The 17731-nt window shown below is 60.6% G+C and carries 14 protein-coding genes and 2 pseudogenes; 10 read left to right on the top strand and 6 right to left on the bottom strand.

Annotated features, from left to right (window positions below; all coding sequences use genetic code 11):
* Positions 1 to 91 precede the first annotated feature (91 nt).
* Positions 92 to 478: an aspartate 1-decarboxylase gene (panD, locus tag EKH79_RS06305; RefSeq protein ID WP_126672912.1), complete on the top strand. Its 387-nt coding sequence runs from the start codon at positions 92 to 94 to the stop codon at positions 476 to 478.
* A 13-nt stretch (positions 479 to 491) separates the two neighbouring features.
* On the opposite strand, the gene queG is transcribed toward panD, so the two are convergent.
* On the bottom strand, positions 492 to 1568 hold the full coding sequence (gene queG, locus EKH79_RS06300) for a tRNA epoxyqueuosine(34) reductase QueG (RefSeq protein WP_126672911.1): 1077 nt from the start codon (positions 1566 to 1568) through the stop codon (positions 492 to 494).
* A gap of 33 nt (positions 1569 to 1601) precedes the next feature.
* Between queG and EKH79_RS06295 the strand changes: the two genes are divergently transcribed.
* From EKH79_RS06295 to EKH79_RS06275, 5 genes are all read left to right on the top strand, one after another.
* Positions 1602 to 3086, top strand: coding sequence for an NAD(P)H-hydrate dehydratase (locus tag EKH79_RS06295; protein WP_126672910.1), 1485 nt, complete (start codon positions 1602 to 1604; stop codon positions 3084 to 3086).
* The gene (gene tsaE / locus EKH79_RS06290; protein ID WP_126672909.1) at positions 3079 to 3537 is read left to right on the top strand and encodes a tRNA (adenosine(37)-N6)-threonylcarbamoyltransferase complex ATPase subunit type 1 TsaE; all 459 of its coding nucleotides are present in this window, start codon (positions 3079 to 3081) and stop codon (positions 3535 to 3537) included. Before EKH79_RS06295 ends, tsaE begins: the two co-directional genes overlap by 8 nt.
* 218 nt (positions 3538 to 3755) lie before the next feature.
* Positions 3756 to 5285 carry an N-acetylmuramoyl-L-alanine amidase gene (locus EKH79_RS06285; RefSeq protein WP_425478473.1) on the top strand — a complete coding sequence of 510 codons (1530 nt, stop codon included), beginning with the start codon at positions 3756 to 3758 and terminating at the stop codon, positions 5283 to 5285.
* Between the two features lie 320 nt (positions 5286 to 5605).
* Positions 5606 to 7423: a DNA mismatch repair endonuclease MutL gene (gene mutL, locus EKH79_RS06280; protein ID WP_126672907.1), complete on the top strand. Its 1818-nt coding sequence runs from the start codon at positions 5606 to 5608 to the stop codon at positions 7421 to 7423.
* Between the two features lie 69 nt (positions 7424 to 7492).
* Positions 7493 to 8413 carry a DUF1684 domain-containing protein gene (locus EKH79_RS06275; protein WP_126672906.1) on the top strand — a complete coding sequence of 307 codons (921 nt, stop codon included), beginning with the start codon at positions 7493 to 7495 and terminating at the stop codon, positions 8411 to 8413.
* A gap of 63 nt (positions 8414 to 8476) precedes the next feature.
* On the opposite strand, the gene EKH79_RS06270 is transcribed toward EKH79_RS06275, so the two are convergent.
* Positions 8477 to 9238 carry an enoyl-CoA hydratase/isomerase family protein gene (locus EKH79_RS06270; protein WP_425478479.1) on the bottom strand — a complete coding sequence of 254 codons (762 nt, stop codon included), beginning with the start codon at positions 9236 to 9238 and terminating at the stop codon, positions 8477 to 8479.
* Here EKH79_RS06270 and EKH79_RS19190 point away from each other — a divergent pair.
* The 4 genes and pseudogenes from EKH79_RS19190 to EKH79_RS06250 form a co-directional block, all read left to right on the top strand.
* A pseudogene (locus tag EKH79_RS19190) lies at positions 9122 to 9436 on the top strand (hypothetical protein); the annotation flags it as partial. The gene EKH79_RS06270 and the pseudogene EKH79_RS19190 sit on opposite strands and share 117 nt — an antisense overlap.
* Positions 9436 to 10200 carry a BamJ family beta-barrel-assembly machinery protein gene (bamJ, locus tag EKH79_RS06265; RefSeq protein WP_233590203.1) on the top strand — a complete coding sequence of 255 codons (765 nt, stop codon included), beginning with the start codon at positions 9436 to 9438 and terminating at the stop codon, positions 10198 to 10200. The pseudogene EKH79_RS19190 and the gene bamJ, both read left to right, overlap by 1 nt.
* A gap of 49 nt (positions 10201 to 10249) precedes the next feature.
* A pseudogene (locus EKH79_RS06255) lies at positions 10250 to 11034 on the top strand (NUDIX hydrolase).
* A complete protein-coding gene (locus EKH79_RS06250) occupies positions 11031 to 11894 on the top strand; it encodes a sulfurtransferase (RefSeq protein ID WP_126672903.1) in 864 nt (287 codons plus the stop codon). Before EKH79_RS06255 ends, EKH79_RS06250 begins: the two are co-directional and overlap by 4 nt.
* A gap of 15 nt (positions 11895 to 11909) precedes the next feature.
* Here the strand turns inward: EKH79_RS06250 and EKH79_RS06245 are convergent, their stop codons facing one another.
* The 4 genes from EKH79_RS06245 to uvrA all read right to left on the bottom strand — a co-directional run bounded on the left by EKH79_RS06245 (position 11910) and on the right by uvrA (position 17546).
* Positions 11910 to 12665, bottom strand: coding sequence for an enoyl-CoA hydratase/isomerase family protein (locus tag EKH79_RS06245; protein ID WP_126672902.1), 756 nt, complete (start codon positions 12663 to 12665; stop codon positions 11910 to 11912).
* 20 nt (positions 12666 to 12685) lie between these two features.
* Positions 12686 to 14152, bottom strand: coding sequence for a DUF4139 domain-containing protein (locus EKH79_RS06240; protein WP_126672901.1), 1467 nt, complete (start codon positions 14150 to 14152; stop codon positions 12686 to 12688).
* A 65-nt stretch (positions 14153 to 14217) separates the two neighbouring features.
* Entirely contained in the window at positions 14218 to 14652 is a 435-nt protein-coding gene (locus EKH79_RS06235) for an acyl-CoA thioesterase (RefSeq protein ID WP_126672900.1), read from the bottom strand.
* Between the two features lie 2 nt (positions 14653 to 14654).
* Positions 14655 to 17546, bottom strand: coding sequence for an excinuclease ABC subunit UvrA (gene uvrA, locus EKH79_RS06230; RefSeq protein WP_126672899.1), 2892 nt, complete (start codon positions 17544 to 17546; stop codon positions 14655 to 14657).
* Positions 17547 to 17731: the final 185 nt, after the last annotated feature.

The raw sequence follows: 17731 nt of genomic DNA, 5'->3' as shown, positions 1-17731 counted from the left end.
CCCATCTAGCGCCCGTAAGCCGATGTTGCGGCGCAACGGCGGCGGCTCGATAATATCCGTCATGCAGGCAGTTCCTGCAGGAATTGAAGTCATGCAACTCAACATGCTGAAGGCGAAGATCCATCGTGCAACCGTGACCCACGCGGAGCTGCACTATGAGGGCTCCATCGCCATCGACGGCTTGCTGCTCGATGCGTCGGGCATTCGCGAGTACGAACAAATTCATGCCTGGAACATCAACAACGGCAAGCGCTTTGTGACCTATGCGCTGCGCGCTGAAGAAGGCTCCGGCATCATCTCGGTGAACGGCAGCGCCGCCCATCGCGCGCAGCCGGGTGATCTGGTCATCGTCGCAGCCTTCGTGCACTTGAACGAAGCCGAGCTGGAGAAGTTCCAGCCGACGCTCGTCTATGTGGGCGAAGGCAATCGCATCAGCCACACGAATCGCTCGATTCCCAAGCAGATGGCTGCGGCCTAAGAAGCCTTTCTCGTCAGGCGGCTGTATCGGCCGCCTGCTGCTTCAACGCCCACGCAACGTGTTCGCGCACGATCTCCGATGGATGATCGCGGTGTGCCGTGAGCGCGTTTCGAACAGCATCCGACGGTGGCGCATTGCCCAGCGCCACGGCGATGTTGCGCAACCAACCTTCGTAACCCGTGCGACGGATCGCCATGCCTTCGGTGCGTTGCAGGAACTCCGCTTCGCTCCACGCGAATAGCTCGACCAGTTTCGCGCCGTCCAGCCGATGACGAGGCGCGAAATCCGGTTCCGCCGTGTCCTGAGCGAATTTGTTCCACGGGCAGATGAGCTGGCAATCGTCGCAACCGAAAATGCGGTTGCCCATCGGTGCGCGCAGTTCTTCCGGAATCGAGCCTTTCAACTCGATCGTCAGATAAGAAATGCAGCGACGTGCATCAAGTCGATACGGACCGATGATCGCCTGCGTCGGACAGATATCGATGCACTTTCGACAAGTACCGCAATGCGCGCTTGCCGGTTCATCAATGGGTAACGGCAGGTTGGTGTACAGCTCGCCGAGGAAGAAATACGAACCGCCCTGCTTGTTGATCAATACCGTATGCTTGCCGATCCAGCCCAGTCCCGCATTGCGCGCCAGCGCTTTCTCCAACACCGGTGCTGAATCGACGTAGGCGCGATAACCGAAATCGCCAATCGAACCGCGAATGCGTTCGGCCAGCTTTTGCAATCGATTGCGCATCAGCTTGTGATAATCGCGGCCCAACGCGTAACGTGCTACGTAGCCTGCTTCGGCATCGTTGATCACATCCCACGCATGTTCGGTACCCGGTGGCATGTAATCCATGCGCACCGAAATCACGCGTTGCGTTCCTGGTTCCAGCTCATCGGGGCGGCTGCGACGAGTGCCATGGCGCTCCATGTACTCCATCTCGCCGTGATAGCCGTCATCGAGCCAATTCTTCAGGTGCTGCTCGTCCTGGGCCAGTTCGACACCGCTGATGCCCGCTTCGGCGAAGCCGAGCTCGCGCGCCCAGCGTTTGATATCGCTGGCGAGTGCGGCGTAGTCCGGCTGTGCTTGCGTTGACATGCGTCTAGTGTAATCGCTGCCTATAATCGGCTGATGCATGCCATGACACACGACCACGATCTCTATACCGTCGAGCAGGTTCGTGCGCTCGACCGGCGTGCGATCGATGACTTGGGTATCAGCGGTTTCGAGCTGATGAGCCGGGCCGCCACGGCGGCATTTGCCTGCCTTTGCCGGCAATGGCCGCAAGCGCGGCGTCTGGTGGTGTTTTGCGGGCCTGGGAATAACGGTGGCGACGGTTATCTGGTCGCCGCCCTCGCGCATGGTGCGGGACTCGGCGTCGAAGTGGTCGAATTGAGCGACGTTCGGCAGGGCGATGCGAAATCCGCGCGCGAGACATGGATACGCAGCGCGGGCATCACACATCGCTGGCATCAGGATGGATCGTTGCCACATGCCGATGTCTACGTCGACGCGCTCTACGGCACAGGATTGAATCGTGCGCCCGACGCATCGGCATCGTCGCTGATCGATCGTATCAATGCCTCAGGCGTGCCGGTGATGGCACTTGATGTGCCCTCCGGATTGAACGCGGATACGGGGCATTGCCCGGGGTCGGCCATCGTTGCGCAACTGACCGTGAGTTTCATCGCGGCCAAACGCGGCATGTATACGGGACAAGCGGCGACGAAGGTTGGTGCCCTGGTTGTCGATGCGCTCGGTTTGCCCGAGATTCTCTGGCAAGGCATGCCAACCGACGCTGCATTGTTGGAAGCGGCACATTTGCCACCCCGTGCACGCGATGCCCACAAGGGCGATAGCGGACATGTACTCGCTATCGGCGGCGATCAAGGCACGGCTGGCGCGATTCGTTTGTGTAGTGAAGCGGCGCTGCGCAGCGGTGCAGGGTTGGTTAGCGTCGCCACGCGCGCCGAGAATCTTTTTGCACTGAATGCCGCGCGACCGGAATTGATGCCGCACGCAGTGCACGGTCCGCAAGAGCTGCAGTCTTTGCTCGATCGCGCCACGGTTTTGGCGGTGGGGCCCGGCTTGGGCCAAACAGCCTGGGGGCACGCCTTATGGCTCACGGCGCTCGATAGCAACAAACCGTTGGTACTCGATGCGGATGGACTCAATTTGCTTGCACGCGAACCGCGAAAGTTCAGCGCGCCTACCGTATTGACGCCGCATCCCGGTGAGGCCGCACGGCTGCTTTCGACGACGACCGCAGACATTCAAAAAGATCGCTTCACCGCTGCACGTGCGTTGGCGCAACGCTACAGCGCGGTCGTCGTATTGAAAGGTTCGGGTAGTCTGATAGCCGATTCGGATGGACGTCTGGACGTCTGTATCTGGGGGAATCCTGGCATGGGTTCGGGTGGTATGGGCGATCTGATGACAGGCGTGATAGCTGCATTGATGGCGCAAGGTTGCAACGCATGGCAGGCGGCGCGAATGGGCGTGGGCTTGCACGCACGCGCAGGCGATTTGGCTGCGCGCGGTGGTGAGCGCGGTTTGCTTGCGAGCGATTTATTGGAACCCTTGCGTACACTCGTGAACGGACTTGCGCATGGTTGAGCAGCGTTGGGAACTTGCCGATGAAGATGCCACGCACGCATTCGGCGTGCGTGTTGCCGATGCACTCGATGGCGGCATCGTCATTTATTTGCACGGTGAACTCGGTGCGGGCAAGACAAGTTTCGCGCGCGCATTGTTAAGAGCACTCGGCGTGGGCGAGCGCATCAAGAGTCCAACCTACAGTTTGGTCGAGGGCTATCAGGCGAAGGGACGTCCTGCGTGGCACCTAGACCTTTACCGCATCGCCGATCCGGGTGAACTGGAATGGCTCGGGTTGGATGCCTTGTCCGATCAAGATGCCGTGGTGCTCGTGGAATGGCCGGAACGTGGGAAGGGGGCATTGCCAGCGTCCGATCTGGTGCTCGAACTGGCCTACAGCGGCGCCGGCCGCAGCGCCGCTTTGCGGCCCAACACGGTCCGGGGCCAGCAACTGCTGGCTCGTCTGAGGTGAGACGCAAGCAGTCGTAAGTGTTCGTCCGGCATAAGAAAACTGAACGAGAAGGCCCCGGCGGGTGTGCCTTCAAAATGCGTGGCTTATGGCCGATAGCTTGAGCTGGCCTGACAAATAGCCCGCAGGTTATGGAAAATCAAAGAAAAAACTCTTGCAATCGAGAGAGCACTGATATTCAATTCCGCGGTATGAGGGGACTGATCACCCGCATTACCTGTTTGACTGGTACCGCGCTTCTCTTCGCGGTGGCCAGCAGCGTGCTGCACGCCGGCGACGTGAAAAATGCCCGCGTCTGGGCAGGTCCCGAATACACCCGCGTCGTCTTCGATCTTTCCGGCCCCACGTCCTACAAACTCAGCCGCGACGGCGATCGCGTTTTGCTCGATTTGAGCGACAGCCGCGTCGTGGCGAGCTTTGATGCAGCCGCGCAGGGGCTGCTGAAAAGCCTGAGCAGCGCGCGTCAGGGCAGCGGCATTCGCCTGATGGCCTCGGTGACGCCGGGCAGCCAGACCAAGAGCTTTGTCCTCGGCCCGTCGGGTTCGGCGGGTTATCGCCTGGTGCTGGATCTTTATCCGGGCGCAGCTGGTGCGGCGCCGTCGCACAAGCCGGCTCCGGCTAATCCGGTCGCTGAAGTGAGCCAGCCGGCGCCCGCAAGTTCAGTTTCGACAGCCGATACCGACGACAGCGCTGCCCCGCCTCCCGTCGTGGCGGCTCCCGTCAGCAAGTCATCCCGCAAGGGCATCAATCTGCGACAGGCCGCGCTGCTGATGAATAGCCAGCGTCAGGTCATCGTGGCGGTGGATGCCGGCCATGGCGGCAAGGATCAAGGCGCGCACGGCCCCGACGGCACGCTCGAAAAAGACGTGACGCTCGCCGTGGCGCGCGACCTGGCGGCACAGATCAATCGCCAGCCGGGGATGAAAGCCATCCTCACACGCGATGGCGACTACTTCATTCCGTTGAAGCAGCGCTACGAAATTGCGCGCCAGAATCAGGCCGATCTGTTCATCGCCATCCACGCCGACTCCTACACCAGCAGCGACGCCCGCGGCTCATCGGTTTGGGTGTTGTCCTCGCGCGGCAAGAGCTCGGTCGCGGCACAGATGCTGGCCGATCGCGAAAACAGTTCCGACCTTATCGGTGGCGTTTCACTGGCCTCCGAGAACGACAGTCTGGCCTCCGTTCTGCTCGATATGCAGCAGGGCTGGGCGGTGCAGGCGAGCGACACGGTTGCGCAGAATGTGTTGAACGCGTTGTCGGCCTTGGGCCCGACCCATCGCGGCTACGTGGAGCATGCGAACTTCGTAGTGCTGCGTTCGCCGGATGTCCCGTCGATCCTGGTCGAGACGGCATTCATCAGCAATCCGTCTGAAGAGCACAAGTTGCGTGATCCGGGTCATCAGCAGGAACTGGCTACCGCCGTCATGGATGGTCTGAAGAGTTATTTTCTGAACAATCCGCCGCCCGGCACGTGGTTTGCGGTGGAAGCGGCGCGCCGCAAGGGCATTTCGGTCGATGGCGGAACTGAAGTGGCATCGACCGGCAAGCCGGCAGAGAAAGTAGCTGACAGTGACACCTCGGCCCCAGCCGATGCCGACGTTCGTGACATGCACCGCGTCGAATCGGGTGAAAGCCTGCGCAGCATCGCCAAGCAATACGGCGTGAGCGTGGATTCCCTGAAGAGCATCAACGGCATCAGCAGCAATAGCGTTCGTCCCGGCACCATGCTGGAAATTCCGGATAGTTGATCTAGGGATGCTCTGATGCATTCTGCGCAGGCGGCATGATATCCAGAAGGCTCGCAGGGTGTGTTGCGCGGCGCCGGGAAGACTGGCTGTCTTGCCAAGCCGTGCGGCGCAGCCTGCGAGCCTTCTGGATATCACCCCATCACTCAAATTCAACGCGTTGGGGCCGGCTCTATCCGTCCGCATACCTTCGGATCATCGTCTTGACAGACAGCCAGTCTGCCTTCGCCGATGGTCCTGCGGTCTGCGAACGGATAGAGCCGGTGACGCCTGCGCAGAATGCATCAGAGCATCCCTAAGCCGGGCGCTGTTAAGCTTGCTCAATGCCCCGCATCAAACCGCTTCCCTCCGACCTCATCAACCAGATCGCCGCTGGCGAAGTCATCGAACGGCCGTCTTCGGTCGTCAAGGAACTGGTCGAAAACAGTCTCGATGCAGGTGCCACGCGCGTCGAGGTCGACATCGAGCTGGGCGGCGCCCGGCTGATTCGCGTTCGCGACGACGGCGATGGTATCGCCGCCGATGATTTGCCGCTGGCGGTGGCATCGCATGCGACCAGCAAGATCGGCAGTTTCGACGATCTTGAACACGTTGCGAGCATGGGTTTTCGCGGTGAAGCGCTGGCATCCATGTCGTCGGTGGCACGTTTTGCCATGACGTCGCGCTTGCGCGGACAGGACAATGCGTTTCGCATCGAGGTCGATAGCGGGCGCATGCAGGCGGCACGTCCTGCGCAACATCCGCAAGGTACCAGTGTCGAAGTGCGCGATCTGTTTTACAACGTGCCGGCGCGACGCAAATTTCTTCGCGCCGAACGCACGGAATTCGCGCATATCGACGATCTGCTCAAGTCGCTTGCGCTGGCGCGCAGCAAGGTCGAATTCCGGTTGAGTCACAACGGCAAGTCCGTGCGTGTCTGGAAAGCCGCGCGCGACGATCAGTCCATGCTGATGCGCGTTGCCGAAGTATTGGGCGATGACTTCCCTCAGCAAAGCCTGCGCATTGATCACGCTACGGCGGGCATGCGTCTTTCGGGTTGGGTGGGTTTACCTACGGCCTCGCGTCCACAGGCGGATTCGCAGTATTTCTATGTGAATGGACGATTGGTGCGCGATCGCGTTGTCGCTCATGCGGTCCGGCAGGCGTACGCGGATGTGCTGTTCCACGGACGGCACCCTGTTTTTGTGCTTTACCTCGATCTTGATCCGGTGGGCGTCGATGTGAACGTACATCCGGCGAAAAGCGAAGTGCGTTTTCGCGAACAACGTCTGGTTCACGATTTTCTGTTCCGCACTTTGCACGAAGCACTCGCCGAAACGCGTGCAGGGCAGGTGGTTTCGCAACCTGAAAGTACGACGTGGACGCCGACGCCGATGGCTTCAACGCCAACCATCCCGTCGTATAGCAGCAACAGCTGGCAGAGCAATCACACGCAGAGCCGCTTGCAGCTGGGTGTACGCGACGAGCCATTGGCCGGGTACGCCGCGTTGCTGGGAGAGCCCGAAGCGTTGCAGGTCAGTGCCGTGCAACCGATACCTTCGGCCAATGACGACGATGTTCCGCCGCTCGGCTATGCCATTGCGCAATTGAAGACGATCTACATTCTTGCCGAGAATGCGCATGGACTCGTCCTCGTCGACATGCATGCCGCACACGAACGCATCACGTATGAAAAGCTCAAGTCCGGCCGCGCGTGCAGCAATCTCCGTTCGCAAATGCTGCTGGTGCCGTTGTCGGTTGCCGTAAGCGCAAAGGAGGCCGCGGCGGCCGAAGAGCATGGCGAAGCACTCGCGGATTGGGGGCTGGAGTTGTCGCGCAGCGGCCCCTCTGCGGTTGTCGTGCGACGCATCCCCGCATTGCTCGAAGGCGCCGATGTGGCGGAACTGACACGCAGTGTTCTTGGCGAGCTTGCGCAACATGGAAGTTCGCGGCAATTGCAGGAAGTCGAAAACGAATTGCTATCCACCATGGCCTGTCATGGCTCCGTGCGTGCCGGCCGTCGTCTCACGGTGACGGAAATGAACGCACTGCTGCGCGAGATGGAAGCGACCGAGCGATCCGGCCAGTGCAACCACGGCCGCCCCACTTGGGTACAGATCAACATGAGCGAACTGGATAAGCTATTTCTTCGCGGTCGTTAAGAACGGCTTGTAACACCCGCAAACGGATGGCCATACTGAAGCCTTCTTGCAACGGGCGGAGCAAACCCCATGTGGCGTAATGTCCTGGCCGGACTGATTTTGAGTACTGGAGTAGCCCTCGTGCATGCCGATACCCCCACCCACGCCGTTGCGCCGGATAACTACACGCAGAGCATCGACAAATGGCGAGCCGATCGCACGGCTCGGCTGACGGCTCCCGATGGCTGGCTCAGCCTGATCGGTCTTGAGTGGTTGCAGGAAGGTGCCAATCGCGTCGGCAGCGCTGCGGATAACGACATTGTGCTGCAGGCCGGCCCCGCGCACCTGGGCGTGGTGACGCTGGATAAGGCAGGGCAAATTCATATCAAGCTTGCACCGGGAAGCGACGCAACGGTTGACGGCAAATCCGTCAGCGACGCAACGCTGATCGACGATGCGCACGTCACGGGCGGTGCATCGCCGACGCTTGTCGCATTCGGTACCGCAAACTTTTATGTCATCGACCGCGAAGGCCGCAAGGCATTGCGCGTGAAGGACAGCACCTCGGCGACGCGGCAGCACTTTCTCGGCATCGATTATTTTCCGATCGATCCGTCATGGCACATCGTCGCCGACTGGGTGCCGTTCGATCCGCCGCACGATCTTCAGATCGGTTCGGTGATTGGCACGATCGATACCGTCAAGGTGCCCGGCAAGGCCGTGTTTACGCATGACGGGCACACATACGAGTTGCTTCCGTATCAGGAAGAGCCGGGCGGTGAGTTGTTCTTTGTGCTGGCCGACCGCACGTCGGGTCACGAAACGTATGGCGCGGCGCGCTTTCTCTATGCCGCATTGCCGGTGAACGGCAAGGTCGTGCTGGATTTCAACAAGGCTTACAACCCGCCGTGCGCGTTCACGTCATTCGCCACGTGCCCGCTGGCGCCGCCGGAAAACCGATTGGATTTGCGCATTACCGCGGGCGAAAAAAAATATCGCGGCGGTCACTGACAGGCTGTTTCGCTGCATCGTCATTCGGGCATAAAGCCGAATGACGATGCAGCGCATGTGCGATTACTTTCCTTTGAACATGGCCTTGCGCTTCTCCAGAAATGCGCTGGTGCCTTCGCGCATATCTTCCGTCGAGAACGCCAGTGCAAACCCCTGCGTTTCGAATTCGAGTCCCTGATCGATCGACGTTTCACCACCCTGCAGTACGGCATCGAGAATGCCTGCAGCAGCCAAAGGCGCAGCAGCAGCCAGTTGGTCGGCTAGCGCGTTGACGGTTTCGTCCAGCGCCTCGGGTGCGACCACGCGATTCACCACGCCCAGCTCATAGGCGCGCTGTGCCGTGATCGTGGCGCCCGTCAGACAAAGCTCCAAGGCCGCGCTGCGGCCAGCCAGACGCAGCAGGCGTTGCGTACCGCCAAAGCCGGGAATCAAGCCAAGATTGATTTCCGGCTGACCGAACCTGGCCTTCTCGCTGGCGATGCGCAGATGGCAGGCCATCGCCAACTCCATGCCGCCGCCGAGCGCAAAACCCTGAATGCGCGCGATGACGGGTTTGCCAAGTCGTTCAATGCTGCTCATCAAGCGCTGACCGGTGCGCGAGAAGCTTTGCGCTTGCATAGGCGTATAGCCATGCATCTCACTGATGTCCGCGCCGGCGACAAAGGCCTTTTCACCGGATCCGGCCAGCACCACAGCGCGCACGGCGTCGTCCTGCGCGGCTTGCGCGAACGCCAGGGTCAGCTCGTTCAAGGTGTCGCGGTTGAGCGCATTGAGCTTGTCCGGCCGATTGACGGTAATCGTGCGAACGGCATCGCGATTGCCGATTTCAAGGTTGCGGTAGGCCACGGTCGACTCCGTATCGAAGATAAAGCACTGATTTTAGCAGCGGGAACCTTTGCCGATCCGCGCTTTCTTAGACAGACCTTGATTGACGGTGCTGAATCGATGGCACAGCTGCAAGAAATGGCCGAACCGCTTAGGATGGCGGCTTTGGCCGTATGCTTGCCGCCATGGAGAAAGTAATGGCATACACGCGATGGCTGGTCCCGGTTTTCTTGCTGCTTGCCGCGTATGCGGTTCAGGCACAGGGACCGCTTGCCCCCAGCCCGCCGCCGAAGCAACCGCCTCCGCCGCCGGTCAAGATCGACAAGTACAAGCTTTCCTACGCGATCGGCTATCACCTCGGTACCCAGCTCTCCGGTGGCGATTTCCCGGCAGGCGTGGATATCAACGTGGTGCGAAAGGCCATGGAAGATGGTTACGAAAAGCGTCCGCCGACCGTCACCAAGCAAGACATGTTCGATCAATTGTCGGGCTTGGGTGAGCACATCCGCGACGAGGCCGTCTCGGAATTCAATCGCATTGCTGCCGACAACGCGCGCAAGAGTACGGATTTCCTGACGCACAACGGCACGCAGCCTGGCGTGGTGCAGTTGCCGTCCGGCATTCAGTATTCGGTGATCAAGAAAGGTGACGGTTCAGTCAATCCCGGTGTCGATAGCCTGGTGACGGTGAACTATCGCGGCATGCTGATCGACGGCACCGAGTTCGATAGCACCTGGGCGCACGGCTCACCCGTAAGTTTCACCGTGGACCGCGTCATCCGAGGCTGGCAGTACGTCATTCCGCGCATGCACGTGGGCGATCGCTGGAAGGTGGTGATTCCGCCACAGCTGGCTTACGGCGAGCACGGCGCGTTGCCACGCATCGGCCCCAACCAGGCGCTGGTGTTCGACATCGAACTACTCGACATCAAGCCGCCGAATCCTCAATCTGCCGGCCCGTAAGCCAAATTTCCGTGTACCGGAAGGGCGCCTGCGTTAGCATATCGGGCGCATGTCGAACATTTCCCCGCTTCCCGCTCAAGCCATTCTTAGCCCGTGCATCGGCATCTGCCAGCTCGATCCGCAGGGCTACTGTCTGGGTTGCTATCGCACAGGCGATGAAATCGCCCGTTGGCGGAGCATGAGCGAGACCGAGCGCTCCCACTATATGGACGTAGTGCTTCCCGCACGCGAGATCGCATGATGATGGACGTGGTGCAACGCGCGTTGCGCCCGCTGTCGCAACCGCCGTCAGCGCCTGGCTGGAACCATGCGCAGATGTCGGATCTGCTGGGCAATACCGAGCGTCTTCCGGCTGCCGTGCTGATCGGTTTGCGCGACGGCGACGAACCGCGCATGGTGTTCACCGTGCGTACCGATCATCTGAGTTCGCACGCCGGGCAGGTGTCGTTTCCCGGCGGCCGTACGGATCCCGGCGACGAAAACGCGATAACCACTGCGCTGCGCGAAAGCGAGGAAGAAATCGGGCTCGACCGAACATTGGTCACGCCGATGGGTTATCTGGATTGCTTCGAGACGATCAGCGGCTTCAGCATTACGCCGGTCGTTGCGCGCATTGCACCCGAAGCACGTTTTCGTCCCGCACCGGATGAAGTGGCCGAAGTATTCGAAGTGCCACTCGCGTTCTTCCTTGAACGAGACAACCTCAAGCGCTACACCATGGAGTTTCGAGGACATCGCCGTGAGATGGTGGAGTTCGACCATAGCGGCCACCGCATCTGGGGTGCCACCGCCGCGATGCTGGAAAACCTGTTGCAGAGGATGGAGCACGCATGAAAAGTACGCTGATTTCCGTCGCTGAACTCGCTGCACTGAAACCTGACGATGTATTGGTCGTCGATTGCCGCTACGACCAGTTCGATGCGCAAAAGGGTGAGCGCGATTATCACGCCGAGCACATTCCGGGCGCTGTCTTCGCGAGCCTCGATCACGATCTGGCGGATCTTGGCCGCATACCGCTTGGCCTCGGGCGCCATCCGTTGCCTTCAGAAGAAGCATTCTCCGCATCGCTTGGAAAATGGGGCTGGCGTCCGGGCCTACAGGTGGTTTGCTACGACGCTGGGAATGGTGCGCTGGCGGCTGCGCGATTGTGGTGGTTGCTGCGCGTGACGGGCGTAAAGGATGTCGCCGTGCTCGATGGCGGTTTCGCTGCATGGAAGTCAGCGGGGAAACCCGTCGAACAAGCGGCGCCGCAACGCCAGTCGACGCACGTGTCGTTGCACTACGACGCGAATCAGTACCTTATCGATCACGCTGCTGCGGGTCATTTGAAGCAGGAGTTGCTGCTGGATGCGCGCGCCACACCGCGTTATCGCGGCGAGGTAGAACCGCTCGATCGTGCAGCGGGTCATGTGCCGGGTGCGGCGAATCGGCCGTTCACCGAGAACCTTGATGCCGATGGACGCTTCAAGCCTGCTGCGGCACTCAAGCGGGAATTTCTCGCCGTGCTTGGCGATCACGCACCGGATCAGGTCGTCCACATGTGCGGCTCGGGCGTGACGGCCTGCCATAACCTTCTCGCCATGGAGCACGCCGGACTTTCCGGTTCGCGTCTTTACGCGCCGTCCTGGAGCGGATGGGTGAGCGATTCTTCGCGGCCCATCGAAACGAGTGCCGGTAGCACCGGCAACTCGTAATCGTCGAAGACTGCGTCAGTCCTTCTTCTTCAGGCGCGCCACCAGTTGCTGCAGGGTGGTTTGCGTTTCCGGGTGATAGAACGCGTCGACGAAGGTATCGATCGGCAGCGCATCGACGTCGGCGTACGCCGCCATCAAATCGGCACGTGCAATTTGGCGAGTCCCAAGCATCGCGTGCGCAGGGAGTGCCAGCATGCCGTTGAGCCAATGCAGCGCACGCGTGGTGACCTGATCGATGGCGGTGAGTTCATCCACAAAGCCGCACGCCAAGGCTTGCTGCGCATCGATCAACGCTCCCGATACCAACAAGCGCTCCGCGCGATAGGCCCCGACGATGCGGCGCAACGCCATTTGAATACAGTCCGGTGCAATCAGCCCGACCTGCACTTCGTTAAGGCCGATGCGATACGGACCTTCGGCCATCACACGGTAATCGCAGAACAGCGAAAGCACGGCGCCGCCTGCGGGACTATGACCGGTAATCGCCGCAACAACGGGCACCGGCGAATGCGCCAATGCCGCGCAGGTGACGAAGAATTCGCGCCAGAATCCGCGCACGCCGGCACGGTCGAGTGTGAGCAGGGTGGGGACATCCACGCCCGCGGAAAACATGCCTTGCGTACCCGATAGCACGATACCGCGCGCACCGCCTTGAACCGCTTCATTCACTCCGTTTTGAATCGCGCGCAGCAGATCGATGTTGAGCGCGTTGACGGGCGGCCGAGCCATCTGGATTTCGGTGATGGCATCGTGCTTGACGAGATTGAGCATGGTTGGCTCCAAAGAGAAGGTCAGGATTGAGGCTGATCGTCGGCCGTCCATGTGTAGCGTACGGCGTAATCGAGCGTTGCTTTTCCGTTCGCCGGTACGTTGATACGGAACTCCAGCGTATCGGTTGTCTGGTTGCTTGGCTTGGTCGTGGAGGACGTCACCGTCCACTGGCGCCAGCGATTGGGATGTTCGCGCACCAGCACCGTGCGTGCCGTGTCGCCAGTGTTGGTCAGCGTGATGCGAAATGCCTCGTCCAGTGTGCGCCCGGCTTTGTCGACGTGGAAGCTGGTGCGCTCGCGGTTACCGCGAAGGTCGAAAGCGGTGCCGAGCGTGATGGTGGCATCTGCACCTTTCGGCGTGTCGGTGATACGTCCTTCGCCGATGAATTGCGGTACGCCGTTGCGATCCGCCGTCAATACGCGCAGATAGCCGGCCGGCAAGCTATCAAATGCTGTCAGGCGAAATGTGCTGGTGATGCTGGTGTTGTTGTCGGTGTTGAATTGATCGTTCAACATCGGCTGCGGCGGCATCCAGTTGCCACCGTTCTCGTAAAGCGCCGTGCGCTCGCACGTCATGGTTCGCGTGGCGTAGAGCGGCACCTGGCTGATGCTGCCATCAGGGAGATCGACGGGAGCGGGCAGGGCGTAGCTGCGATAGTCGGCCAGCGTGGATTGTTCTGGCATGGCGCCTCCCAGGATCGTTCCCTCGGGAACGGCTTTCGCCATCATCATCGGACGCGGTCCTGAAGGCTTGGCGAAATTCGGTTCACCGGCGATCAGTGTCACCTTCGCATCGTGCCAGTCCCGGCCGCTGCGGTTGGCGATGCTTGCGCGCGACTCAAATTGCGCGCTGCAAGCGCTACCCGATTGAAGCGTCGCCACATATGCGGCGCGCCAACCGATGCCCGACGTGGGATAGCTCAGCACGGCATTTGCATCGCCGCTACGCGATGCATCGACGCGTAAGCGCAGGCTTGAGCCGGTAGGGAAGCTGTTGCTGCCGGTGTTTACCGCGGCATAGTTGCGTACGAGTGTGGTTCCACCGCTGGTGTTGTTCACTACCAGCCCGTCATCACCCGCGCGAAGCAGCGTGCCGCTCGCGAGCGGTTGGCCATTGTCGCCAAGCACACTGATCGTGCTGCCGGTCAGGCCGGTGAGCGCAGCATTGGCGCCCTGGCCCAACAGCAAGCGCTGCGAGACGACCTTGGCTTCGCCGCCGGGAAAACCCAGCGCCATGGCTTCGGCGTCGAGATTATTCGGCAAATCCCCAATAACGATGTCGTGCACACCGGATTGCAACGATACGCTGCGCTGCTCGCGCACGACCGCGTACCCCTCGTCGATGGAGCCGCTACCGTTGCTCGCGTAAAGGCCGGGGTTGTCGCTGCGATAGAGCGTTATCGATGCATTGTCCGCTGCGTTAACCAGCGACGCGAAACAAAAAACGGCACAGGCAACGGCGAGGGCGGTTCGATGTTGAATCGTCATGGGGGCGCTCCATCGGCAGGGGTCCGCCGCCATCATAACGATGCTGTGTGAACGCCGTACGCGGTTTAAGCAGCTGCTCCGGTGGCCGATTCGCGAACCGTTTGGGGAAGCGGCACGGACTTGCCGCTGGCCGGGTCCATCCAGACCATGACCACGTGGCCATCGCAATAAAGCTGGCTCTCATCGCTGGCATCGACAATGCGATGGCCAATCGTCATGGAGCTATTGCCGAGCCGGGTGCAGAGCAGTTGAACGACCAGCTGCGCTGGCCATTCGATGGGGCGGCGATAGTTGATCTCGCTGGCCGCCATCACCGGCGCTGCATTGCCGGTCATCCACGTTCCCGGCAAGTGCTGCAGCCATTGCAGACGCGCTTCTTCCAGAAAGGTGAGATAGCTTGAATTGTTGACGTGATTGAACGCATCGAGATCACGCCAGCGCACACTGATCGACGCCGTGTATAGCAATACGGCTTCATTGTTTGAATCGTTCGAGCTCATGCTTACGACGCTACCTTGCGTTTGGCCTTGGTGGTGCTTTGACCGGATCTTGCGCTGGCCGCTTTGACCGGTTTCAGATGCGGCGCCAGGAAGTGCCCAGTATGCGAGTTGGGCGTGCTGGCCACAGTTTCCGGTGTACCCGTCACGAGAATCCGGCCGCCGCCGGAGCCACCTTCCGGTCCCAGGTCGACAATCCAGTCGGCCGTTTTGATGACGTCGAGATTGTGCTCGATCACGACCACCGTGTTGCCTTGTTCGACCAACTGATGCAGCACGTCGAGCAGCTGTTCGATGTCGTGGAAATGCAGGCCTGTCGTGGGTTCGTCGAGAATGTAGAGCGTGCGCCCGGTGTCGCGCTTGGAAAGCTCTTTCGACAGCTTCACGCGCTGCGCTTCACCACCCGACAACGTCGTCGCGCTCTGCCCAAGCTTGATGTAATCCAGCCCCACGGCACGCAGCGTATCGAGTTTGCGCGCAATCGTAGGCACGTTCTCGAACAGCTTGGACGCGTCTTCCACCGTCATGCCGAGCACGTCGGCAATCGTGTGACCCTTGTAGAGAATCTCCAGCGTCTCGCGGTTGTAGCGTTTGCCGTGGCAGACGTCGCAAGGTACGTACACGTCGGGGAGGAAGTGCATTTCCACCTTGATCATGCCGTCGCCTTCGCAGGCTTCGCATCGGCCACCGCGAACGTTGAAGCTGAAACGACCGGGTGTGTAGCCGCGCGCACGCGATTCGGGAACTTGCGCGAACAGCTCACGCAGCGGTGTGAAAAGACCCGTGTACGTGGCCGGATTCGAACGCGGCGTGCGTCCGATGGGCGACTGGTCGATGTCCACCACCTTGTCGAACAGTTCCATGCCTTCGATGGATTTGTACGGCGCAGGCTGTGTGCTCGAACCATTCAGTTCGGCGGCGGCAAGCGCGAACAACGTGTCGTTGACCAGCGTCGACTTGCCCGATCCGGATACGCCCGTGACGCACGTAAACAGACCTGCAGGAATGGCCAGATCGACGTTCTTCAGATTGTTGCCGGTCGCGCCTTTCAGATAGAGCCACGAGTCTTTATCCAACTGTTCGCGGCGCTCTTCAGGTATTTTGATGCCGCGTTTGCCGGAGAGAAATTGACCGGTGACGGAACGCGGCGATGCGAGGATATCTTTCATCGTCCCCTGCGCAACGATTTCGCCGCCGTGCACGCCTGCGCCAGGTCCAATATCCAGAACGTGGTCGGCCGCGCGAATCGCATCCTCGTCATGTTCAACGACGATCACTGTGTTACCCAAATCGCGCAGGCGAGTCAGCGTGCCGAGCAGGCGTTCGTTGTCGCGCTGATGCAAACCGATCGACGGCTCGTCCAGCACGTACATGACGCCGACGAGACCTGCACCGATTTGCGAGGCCAGACGAATGCGCTGCGCTTCGCCGCCCGATAACGTATCGGCCTGACGATCGAGCGTGAGGTAATTCAAGCCCACGTCGTTGAGGAAGCTCAGGCGCTCGCGAATTTCCTTCACGATCTTCACGGCAATCTCGCCGCGCCAGCCGGTGAGCTTAAAGGTGTCGAAGAAGCCCAGCGCATCGTCGATAGAGCGTGCCGTGAGTACGGGCAACGCTTGATCGGCAACGAATACGTTGCGTGCTGAACGATTCAAGCGTTGACCGTTGCATTCCGGACACGGATTGTCGGTGATGTATTTCGCCAGCTCCTCGCGCACCGCTGACGATTCGGTTTCCTTGTAGCGCCTTTCGAGGTTCGGAAGAATTCCCTCGAATGCATGCTCGCGCGTAACTTTTCCGCCGCGCTCGGTGAGATAGCGGAAGGCGATCTTCTCTTTGCCGCTCCCGTACAGAATGGCCTGCTGCACGGTCTTGTTGAGCTTCTGCCACGGCGTGTCGACATCGAAGCCGTAGTGGTTGGCCAGCGACATGATCAACTGGAAGTAATGCGCGTTGCGGCGATCCCACCCGCGAACAGCGCCGCTTGCCAGCGACAATTCCGGATGACCCACGACACGGTCGGGCGAGAACACCTGTGTCACGCCCAGACCATCGCACGACGGGCATGCGCCCACGGGCGAGTTGAACGAGAACAGGCGCGGCTCGAGTTCAGGCAACGAGTAATCGCAAACCGGGCAGGAGTAGCGCGAGGAGAACAACTGTTCGTTCGCCTTGGCGTCGTCCATGTCCACGACGATGGCCAGACCGTCGCCCAGACGCAGCGCCGTTTCGAATGATTCGGCCAGGCGTTGCTTGATGTCATCGCGTGGACGGAAGCGATCGATCACCGCTTCGATGGTGTGCTTCTGTCTCAGCGTGAGCGCAGGCACGGCATCGAGGTCATGCACGGTGCCATCGACACGCGCACGCACGAAACCCTGTGCACGCAGCTGTTCGAACACCTGCACGTGCTCGCCCTTGCGTTCGCGGATCACCGGCGCCAGCAACATGAAGCGCTTGTCCGGATTCATCGCCAGCGTGGTGTCGACCATCTGGCTGACCGTTTGCGCTTCCAGCGGAATACCGTGATCAGGACAGCGTGGCGTACCCACGCGCGCGTACAGCAGGCGCAGGTAGTCGTAGACCTCGGTAATCGTGCCGACCGTCGAACGCGGGTTGTGCGAGGTGGACTTCTGTTCGATCGAGATGGCGGGGGAGAGACCCTCGATGTGATCGACGTCCGGCTTCTCCATCATCGAGAGAAATTGCCGGGCGTAGGCCGACAGCGACTCCACGTAACGACGCTGCCCCTCGGCGTAGATGGTGTCGAACGCCAGCGAGGATTTGCCCGAACCGGACAGGCCTGTAATCACGATCAACCGATCGCGCGGCAGGTCAAGGTCGATGTTCTTGAGGTTGTGCGTGCGCGCGCCGCGGATGCGTATGGTGTCCATTACGCCTAGATATTTGGGGGACCGCTCACTATAGCAAGAGGGTGCGTTCAGCCCGTGTGGGGATCGAAATAACCTGCTGACAACGTGGTGTCAGCAGACGCGTTTGAAGGATTGCTAGGCAGCGAACCGCGGGGCGAATATGCTCGGCCGCTGTTTCCGAAATTCCTTATACGGCCGGAGGGTGT

Source organism: Dyella dinghuensis (assembly GCF_003977615.1).
In the GTDB taxonomy this organism is placed as follows: domain Bacteria; phylum Pseudomonadota; class Gammaproteobacteria; order Xanthomonadales; family Rhodanobacteraceae; genus Dyella_B; species Dyella_B dinghuensis.
The sequence above is the reverse complement of the archived record's forward strand: the minus strand, read 5'-3'. Positions and strand labels throughout refer to the sequence as shown.

What these genes read in the sequence shown, in the direction of transcription:
- uvrA (WP_126672899.1), bottom strand. Translation starts at nt 17,546, where the DNA reads ATGGACACCATACGCATCCGCGGCGCGCGCACGCACAACCTCAAGAAC.
- mutL (WP_126672907.1), top strand. Translation starts at nt 5,606, where the DNA reads ATGCCCCGCATCAAACCGCTTCCCTCCGACCTCATCAACCAGATCGCC.
- EKH79_RS06250 (WP_126672903.1), top strand. Translation starts at nt 11,031, where the DNA reads ATGAAAAGTACGCTGATTTCCGTCGCTGAACTCGCTGCACTGAAACCT.
- queG (WP_126672911.1), bottom strand. Translation starts at nt 1,568, where the DNA reads ATGTCAACGCAAGCACAGCCGGACTACGCCGCACTCGCCAGCGATATC.
- EKH79_RS06240 (WP_126672901.1), bottom strand. Translation starts at nt 14,152, where the DNA reads ATGACGATTCAACATCGAACCGCCCTCGCCGTTGCCTGTGCCGTTTTT.
- bamJ (WP_233590203.1), top strand. Translation starts at nt 9,436, where the DNA reads ATGGCATACACGCGATGGCTGGTCCCGGTTTTCTTGCTGCTTGCCGCG.
- EKH79_RS06275 (WP_126672906.1), top strand. Translation starts at nt 7,493, where the DNA reads ATGTGGCGTAATGTCCTGGCCGGACTGATTTTGAGTACTGGAGTAGCC.
- EKH79_RS06245 (WP_126672902.1), bottom strand. Translation starts at nt 12,665, where the DNA reads ATGCTCAATCTCGTCAAGCACGATGCCATCACCGAAATCCAGATGGCT.
- EKH79_RS06235 (WP_126672900.1), bottom strand. Translation starts at nt 14,652, where the DNA reads ATGAGCTCGAACGATTCAAACAATGAAGCCGTATTGCTATACACGGCG.
- tsaE (WP_126672909.1), top strand. Translation starts at nt 3,079, where the DNA reads ATGGTTGAGCAGCGTTGGGAACTTGCCGATGAAGATGCCACGCACGCA.
- EKH79_RS06295 (WP_126672910.1), top strand. Translation starts at nt 1,602, where the DNA reads ATGCATGCCATGACACACGACCACGATCTCTATACCGTCGAGCAGGTT.
- panD (WP_126672912.1), top strand. Translation starts at nt 92, where the DNA reads ATGCAACTCAACATGCTGAAGGCGAAGATCCATCGTGCAACCGTGACC.